Origin of the sequence: Thermus scotoductus DSM 8553 (assembly GCF_000381045.1) — a bacterium.
Lineage (GTDB): Bacteria > Deinococcota > Deinococci > Deinococcales > Thermaceae > Thermus > Thermus scotoductus.
The window spans coordinates 43,084-50,321 of sequence record NZ_KB905742.1 but is presented as its reverse complement, the minus strand read 5'-3'; the positions used below and the strand labels follow the sequence as shown (position 1 = coordinate 50,321).

Annotated in this window: 8 protein-coding genes and 1 pseudogene; 7 read left to right on the top strand and 2 right to left on the bottom strand. The window is 65.8% G+C overall.

All coding sequences use genetic code 11. The features are described from left to right. The 7 genes and pseudogenes from F604_RS12615 to bfr form a co-directional block, all read left to right on the top strand. Positions 1–305 (top strand): annotated as a pseudogene (locus F604_RS12615) (integrase core domain-containing protein); the annotation flags it as partial. Beyond that, positions 278–1,138 carry a carboxylating nicotinate-nucleotide diphosphorylase gene (gene nadC / locus F604_RS0106490; RefSeq protein ID WP_019550935.1) on the top strand — a complete coding sequence of 287 codons (861 nt, stop codon included), beginning with the start codon at positions 278–280 and terminating at the stop codon, positions 1,136–1,138. The pseudogene F604_RS12615 and the gene nadC, both read left to right, overlap by 28 nt. A gap of 25 nt (positions 1,139–1,163) precedes the next feature. Continuing rightward, positions 1,164–1,403 carry a ribbon-helix-helix domain-containing protein gene (locus F604_RS0106485; protein WP_015717122.1) on the top strand — a complete coding sequence of 80 codons (240 nt, stop codon included), beginning with the start codon at positions 1,164–1,166 and terminating at the stop codon, positions 1,401–1,403. A gap of 8 nt (positions 1,404–1,411) precedes the next feature. Further along, complete coding sequence (locus F604_RS0106480) at positions 1,412–1,813, top strand: type II toxin-antitoxin system VapC family toxin (RefSeq protein ID WP_015717121.1); 402 nt, start codon at positions 1,412–1,414, stop codon at positions 1,811–1,813. Positions 1,814–1,815: 2 nt separating this feature from the next. Further along, positions 1,816–2,739 (top strand): quinolinate synthase NadA, encoded by a 924-nt coding sequence (nadA, locus tag F604_RS0106475; RefSeq protein ID WP_019550932.1) that lies wholly within the window; start codon positions 1,816–1,818, stop codon positions 2,737–2,739. After that, on the top strand, positions 2,739–4,271 hold the full coding sequence (locus tag F604_RS0106470; protein WP_019550931.1) for an L-aspartate oxidase: 1,533 nt from the start codon (positions 2,739–2,741) through the stop codon (positions 4,269–4,271). Before nadA ends, F604_RS0106470 begins: the two co-directional genes overlap by 1 nt. Before the next feature lie 18 nt (positions 4,272–4,289). After that, the gene (bfr, locus tag F604_RS0106465) at positions 4,290–4,766 is read left to right on the top strand and encodes a bacterioferritin (RefSeq protein ID WP_019550930.1); all 477 of its coding nucleotides are present in this window, start codon (positions 4,290–4,292) and stop codon (positions 4,764–4,766) included. A 57-nt stretch (positions 4,767–4,823) separates the two neighbouring features. Here bfr and F604_RS0106460 read toward each other — a convergent pair whose 3' ends face one another. Beyond that, positions 4,824–5,150: a winged helix-turn-helix transcriptional regulator gene (locus tag F604_RS0106460; protein ID WP_026329029.1), complete on the bottom strand. Its 327-nt coding sequence runs from the start codon at positions 5,148–5,150 to the stop codon at positions 4,824–4,826. Positions 5,151–5,193: 43 nt separating this feature from the next. Continuing rightward, positions 5,194–7,203, bottom strand: coding sequence for a phenylacetic acid degradation bifunctional protein PaaZ (paaZ, locus tag F604_RS0106455; protein WP_019550929.1), 2,010 nt, complete (start codon positions 7,201–7,203; stop codon positions 5,194–5,196). Positions 7,204–7,238 lie beyond the last annotated feature (35 nt).

Genomic DNA, 7,238 nt, shown 5'->3' with positions numbered 1-7,238 from the left:
CTCTTTGGGGCCCCTACCCCAAATGAACCGCCGAGGAGCCCCAAGCTCAATGGTCACGTGGAGCGGATGCAGCGGACCTTTAGGGATGAGTTCTACACACGACCGTTGCCTTCACAGATCCCCGAGCTCCAAAGGGAGCTTGACGCCTACCTGGACCACTACAACCGCCGGCGACCCCACCAGGCCTTGGGGGGCCTGGCCCCTTTAGAGTACCTGGCTAGAATACGGGGGGAGGCGGTCCCCACAGAGTCTCAAATGTGTTGACCGACTACACTCCATGGAGCCCCCTGCCTCGCCTAGAATAGGGCCCATGGTGCCCTTGGAAACCTTAAAGGCCTGGCTCCTCGAGGACCTCGGCCACGGGGACCTCACCACGGCCCTCACGGTGCCGGAGGACCTCATGGGCGAGGCCGTCATCCTCGCCAAGGAGGAGGGGGTCTTGGCCGGGCTTCCCGTGGCTAGGGAGGTCTTTACCCTAGTAGACCACCGCATCGCCTTCACGCCCCTGGTGGAGGAGGGGACGAAGGTGGACCCCGGCCACGAGGTGGCCCGCCTCGAGGGTCCCCTAAGGGGCATCCTGGCCGGGGAACGTCTTGCCCTAAACCTCCTCCAGCGCCTTTCCGGCATCGCTACCCTCACCCGAGCCTACGTGGAGGCCCTGAAGGGCACCAAGGCCCAGGTCCTGGACACCCGCAAGACCACCCCGGGGCTGAGGGCCCTGGAGAAGTACGCGGTGCGGGTGGGGGGAGGGAAAAACCACCGCTTTGGACTCTTTGACGGCATCCTCATCAAGGAAAACCACATCCGGGCCGCAGGGGGCGTGGCCCAGGCGGTGCGCAAGGCCAAGGCAAAAGCCCCCCACTACCTCAAGGTGGAGGTGGAGGTGACCCGCCTGGCTGAGCTGGAAGAGGCCTTGGAGGCGGGGGCAGACCTGATCCTTTTGGATAACTTCTCCTTGGAGGAGATGCGCGAGGCGGTGCGCCGGGTGGGGGGACGGGTTCCCCTCGAGGCCAGCGGCAACATGACCTTAGAAAGAGCCCGGGCGGCGGCCGAGGCTGGGGTGGACTATGTGAGCGTGGGGGCCCTGACCCACTCCGCCAAGGCCTTGGACCTCTCCCTTCTGGTGGTGCAGCCATGATGGCATGGTGTGCTACCATATAGGCATGGTGCGGACCCAGGTGCAGCTCACCGAGGAGCAAGCCCGGCGCCTGAGAGCCCTGGCCCGGGAGGAGGGGGTATCCCTGGCGGAGATGGTACGGCGGGCGGTGGAAGGTTATCTCCAAGAGAAGGAGAATGGGGGCTTTGCCGAGCGGGCAGAGAGGGCCTTAGCCGCAGTGGGCCGGTTCGCCTCGGGCCTTAGGGACGTGAGCCAGGAGCACGACCGCTACCTGGCCATGGAGTGAGGAGAACCTTGGCGGTCTTCGTGGACACCTCAGCCCTCTACGCCCTTTTGGACCGGGACGACGCCCATCACGAAGAGGCCGCGGAAGCGTTTCGCCGCCTTCTTGCCGACCGGGTGCGCCTGGTAACCCATAGCTATGTGGTGGTGGAAAGCGTGGCCCTGGTGCAAAGGCGGCTGGGCCTCGAGGCCGTGCGGGCCCTCTGCCACGACCTTTTGGGGGTGGTCCTGAGCATCCCGGTGGATGGGGATCTACACCAGGTAGCCCTAACCGCCCTGCTGGCCTCTGGGCGAAAGGACATCAGCCTGGTGGACTGGACCAGCTTCTTCTTCATGCAAGGAAAAGGCTTGCGGAAAGCCTTAGCCTTTGACGAGCACTTTTGGGAACAGGGCTTTAGCCCAGCAAGAGCGTGAACATGGAACGGGAGGCGCTTAGAGAAGAGGTGCTCCGCCTTAAAGCGGAGCGGCAGGCGGTCATTCTGGCCCATTCCTACCAACTTCCCGAGGTGCAGGAGGTGGCGGACTTCGTGGGGGACTCCTTGGGCCTGGCCCGGGAGGCCCAGCGAACCCGGGCCAAGGTCATCGTCTTCGCCGGGGTGCACTTTATGGCGGAGACCGCCGCCATCTTGAATCCGGAAAAGACCGTCCTCCTCCCCGACCTCGAGGCCGGCTGCTCCTTAGCGGATAGCCTCCGGCCCGAGGACATCCGGGCCTGGAAGGAAGCCCATCCCCACGGGATCGTGGTGGCCTACGTGAACACCAAGGCCGAGGTGAAGGCCCTGGCGGACGTCTGCGTCACCAGCGCCAACGCGGTGGAGGTGGTGGCGCGGCTACCGGAAGGGAGGCCCATCTTCTTCGTGCCCGACATGTTCCTGGGGGCCCATGTGGCCCGGGCAACGGGAAGGAGGCTGGACCTTTTCCCCGGGGAATGCCACGTGCATGCGGGAATCCGGGAGGAGCACCTGAAGGCCCTTATGGAGGCCCATCCAGGGGCGGAGTTCATGATCCACCCGGAGTGCGGTTGTGGCTCCAGTTGCCTCTTCCTCAAACCCGATGCCAAGATGCTCTCCACCGAGGGGATGGTGCGCCACGCCAAAAAGGCCGAGGCCAAGGAGTTCGTGGTGGCCACGGAGGTGGGCATCCTCCACCGCCTCGCTAAGGAAGCCCCGGGGAAGACCTTCATCCCGGTGAAGCCGGACGCCATCTGCGAGTACATGAAGAAGATAACCCTAAAGAAGGTCTACTGGTCCTTGAAGGAGATGCGCCACGTGATCCGGGTGCCCGAGGAGGTGGCCAAGAAGGCCAGGAGGGCCCTCGAGGCCATGGTGGCGGTGGGTTGATGCCAAGGGTTGACCTCCTCATCCTGGGAGCCGGGGTGGCTGGGGTATACGCCGCCTTGGCGGCGGAGGAAAGGGGGGCCAAGGTTCTCCTCTTGAGCAAGGACCCCTTGCCTTCCGGCTCCACCCCCTGGGCCCAAGGGGGGGTGGCCTTTCCCCTTGACGAGGAGGACCTGGAGGCCCATCTCCGGGATACCCTAAGGGCGGGCCGGGGCCTGGTGGAGGAGGCCGTGGCCCGCTCCATCCTCCAGGAAGCCCCCCGCCACCTGGAGAAGCTTCTTTCCCTGGGGCTTCCCTTCCATCCCGAACCCACCCGGGAAGGCGGGCACTCCAGGGCCCGGGTGCGGCACTTGGGCGGGGATAAAAGCGGCCTCCTTCTCCTTAAGGGCTTGCTTTCCCGGCTAAGGGCTCAGGTCCTCGAGGGGTACATGGCGGTGAGCCTCTTGGTGGGCGAGGGGCGGGTGGCGGGGGCCTTGGTCCTTTCGCCCCACGGCTCGGGTCAGCCCGGTAGGGCTAACCTTGTGGAGGTGCGGGCCGGGGCGGTGCTCCTCGCCACCGGGGGCCTCTCGAGGCTTTTCCCCGTGACCACCAACCCCCCCTCGTCCACGGGGGACGGGATGGCCTTGGCCTACCGGACGGGGGCTACCTTGAGGGATTTGGAGTTCGTCCAGTTCCATCCCACGGCCCTCCCCGATGGCAGCCTGGTGAGCGAGGCCTGCCGGGGGGAGGGGGCCCTCCTCCTCAACGCCCATGGGGAGCGGTTCATGCCCCGCTACGATCCCTTGGCCGAGCTGGCCCCCCGGGACGTGGTGGCCCGCTTCACGCACTGGGAGCGGGAGAGAACCGGGGCCGTTTACCTGGACCTGAGGCCCATCCCCCACCTGGAACGCCGTTTTCCCACGGTGGTGGCCCAAGCCCGGGCCTTGGGGTTGGACCCCTTGAAGGAGCCTGTGCCCGTGGCCCCGGCGGCCCACTACGCCATGGGGGGTGTGAAGACCGACCTTCAAGGCTTTACCGGGATCCCCGGCCTTTATGTCGCTGGGGAGGTGGCCTCCACGGGCTTCCACGGAGCCAACCGCCTGGCCTCCAATAGCCTTCTGGAGGGCCTGGTGATGGGAGAAAGGGCGGCCTTGGCGGCCCTCGAGGACCTGGCCTACCCCAAGGCCTTGGAACCCTTACCCGCTTACCTCCTTGATCCCGTGCACCTTAAGGCGCTACAAGACCGCATGGGCCAGGCGGCGGGGGTGGTGCGCCGGGGAAAGGACCTGGCCCAGGCCTTAGCCCATGTGGCCCATCTACCCCTAGAGGAGGTAACCCCAGGCGCGCTGGAAAGGTCCGGGTGGGGGGCCCACCTGCGCCAGGCCTTGGAAGCTTCGAATCTCGCCCTCCTTGGCCGGCTTCTCCTCAGGATGGCCCTGCTGCGGGAGGAAAGCCGCGGGGCCCACTTCCGCGAGGACTTCCCCCAGGAAGGGAAGGAAGCCTACCATCTGGAGGCACAAGGTTCAGAGCTCCGCCGGGTCCCGACGGTGGTATAATGCCCTTGGAGGTTCTTTATGAAAGGGCACCCGGACGTGATCCAGAGCCTTCAGGAAAGGCTTTCCGAGGAACTGGCCGCCATTTTGCAATACATGGTCCATGCGGAGATGGCGGAGAACTGGGGCTTTAAAGCCCTGGCCCGCCACCTCAAGGCCCACGCCATCACCGAGATGCGCCATGCGGAGAGGCACATCGAGCGCATCCTTTTCCTGGAGGGTTTTCCGGAGGTGAGCCGGATCGGGGAGATCCGGATCGGCAAAACGGTGGAGGAAATCCTTTTCCGGGACTACGAAGGGGAACTCCAGGCGGTGAAGGGCTACAACGAAACCATGAACCTGGCCCAAAGCCTGGGGGATAACGGCACCCGGGACATGGTGGCGGAGATCCTCAAGGACGAGGAAGGCCACGTGGACTGGCTGGAGGCCCAGCGGGAACTCCTGAACCAGATGGGGTTGCCCAACTACCTCCAGTACCTGGCCGGGGAAGCGGAATAGGCTCCGTAAAGGGGTTCGGGCTCACGGGCACGCCAGATCGCCCTCGGCCCCGAAACCTCAGCCCACGGGGACCTTGAGGTTCCTGCGGGCCCAGCGGTCTATGGCGGCGATGACCGCCTCCAGCTCCCGCCCGGCCTCGGTGAGGCCGTACCGGGTGCGGGGGGGCATGAAGGATTCCACCTTCTTTTCCACCACGCCGAGATCCACCAGGTGCTCCAGGCGTTGGGAAAGGGTAGCGGGGTTTACCCCCCCGATGGCCCGGGACAGCTCGTTGAACCCCTTGGGGCCTTCCAGGAGAGCCCTGATGATGTGCAGGGTCCACTTCTCCTGGAGGAGGTTCAAGGCGGCATAGACAGGGCAGAAGGCCGGTTCGCGCTCGGCCATACCCCCATGGTAGCACAGGTTAAGAGCAAGCTCCAAAATGTGTTTACCCGGAGGGCAAAGCATCCGTGGGCTTTCGGGCCACCAGGGTAAGGAGGGTATAGGCGGCCACGGTTTGGCCCTCCTGGTTCACCACCTCCACCGCCCACTCCACCACCCCGGATTTCTCGTCCCTGGGCCGCTTGGCCTTCACCGTGAGCCGGGCTTGCAAGGTATCCCCGATGCCCACGGGTTCGGTGAAGCGCAGGCCCTCGAGGCCGTAGTTGGCCAGGACCGGACCCGGTGCCGGATCCACGAAGAGCCCGGCGGCGGCGGAGAGGACGAAGTATCCGTGGGTCACCCGCTTCCCGAAAAGGCTCTTTTGGGCGGCGATCTCGTCGGTGTGGGCGTAGAAGTGGTCCCAGGAAAGGTGGGCGAAGAGGGCGATGTCCGCCTCCGTGACCGTGCGGCGATGGGTCCAGAGGGTTTCCCCGACCTCCAGTTCCTCATAGTACTTGCGGAAGGGGTGGGTGCTGGCAGGTTTTTCCGCTCCCTTGGCGTACTCCCCGGTGAGGGCCTGCAGGGTGTGGGGGTCGGCCTGGAGGGCCAGGCGGGCCAGGTGCCGCTTGACGGAAAGAAGCCCTCCCAGCTCCTCCCCGCCCCCTGCCCGTCCGGGTCCCCCGTGGAGGAGGCGGGGCAAGGGGGAGCCGTGCCCCGTGGAGCTATGGGCGTTGAATCGGTTTAGGACGTGGAGCCGGCCCACCTCCCCGGAAAGCCCGAGGAGGTAGAAGCGGGACTCCTCGGGATCGGGGGTGGCCAGGGTGGCCGCCAGCATCCCTCCTCCCAACCGGGCCAGGCGCAGGGCTTCCTCCCGGTCCCGGTAGGGAAAGAAGGTAGCCACCGGGCCGAAGGGTTCCACCTGGTGGAGGGTTTCCGCCCAGGGATCCTCCGCCAGGAGCAGGGTAGGGGGAAAGAAGGCGCCATCCCGCCTGCCTGGGTGCTGCCAGTACACCCTGGCCCCGGCGGCCAGGAGGGCTTCCACGGCCCTTTCCACCTCCTCCTTTTGCCCTAAGGAGGCCAGGGGCCCCAGGTCCACGCCCTCCTCCCTAGGGTCGCCCAGCTTAAGGCCCTCCAGATGCTTACGGGTGGCCTCGAGGAGGGCCTCGAGGCGGCCTTGGGGTACCAGGACCCGGCGGATGGCCGTGCACCGCTGCCCGGTTTTGATGGAAAGCTCCTGGGCAATCTCCCGGGCCAGCCTCTCCACCTCCTCCTCCCCTGCCTTTTCCCCCAGGATGGCGGCGTTTAGGGAGTCGGTTTCTGCATTGAAGAGGACGCCCCGCTCCAAAAAGGCAGGGTGGCGCTTTAAGCGGTCTGCGGTGGCCTTGGAACCCGTGAAGTAGACGCTATCCCGGTGGTCCAGGGCCTCCAGGGCATCCCCCAGGCTTCCCGCCACGAACTGGAGGCTTCCCTCCGGCAGAAGCCCGGACTCCACCATGAGGCGCACCAACCCCTCGGCCACGTGGGCGGTGGGGGTGGCCGGCTTGGCCAGGGTGGGCACCCCCGCCAGGAAGGCAGGGGCGAACTTCTCCAAAAGGCCCCAGACCGGGAAGTTGAAGGCGTTGATCTGAACCGTGATCCCGCCCTTGGGACCCAGAAGGTGCCTTCCCTGGAAGGAAAAGTCCTTGCTTAAGGGAAGGCTTTCCTCCTCGGGAAGGAGGTTTCCCTCGGGAAGCGTCCGGGCCAGGGAGCTGTAGGTGAAGAGTACCCCAATGCCCCCGTCCACGTCGTACCAGGCATCCCGACGGGTGCCCCCGGTGGTGGCGTAGAGCCGGTAGAGTTCCTCCTTCCGCTCGGAAAGGTACTGTGCCAGGGCCCGAAGCCTTCGGCCCCGCTCCTGGAAGCCCATGGCAAGGAGGGCCTTCCCCCCTACCTCCCTTCCCCAGGCCACCGCCTCCTTGAGGGGCAGGCCCTCCGAGGTCACGTGGCCCAGCACCTCGAGGGTGGCGGCATCCTGCACCGGCACCCCTTCTCCTGCACCCGTCAACCATTGGCCCATGAGGTAGCTTTTTACCTTCAAGGTTTCCTCCTTGAATCTGGACTGTGTTCGCTCTA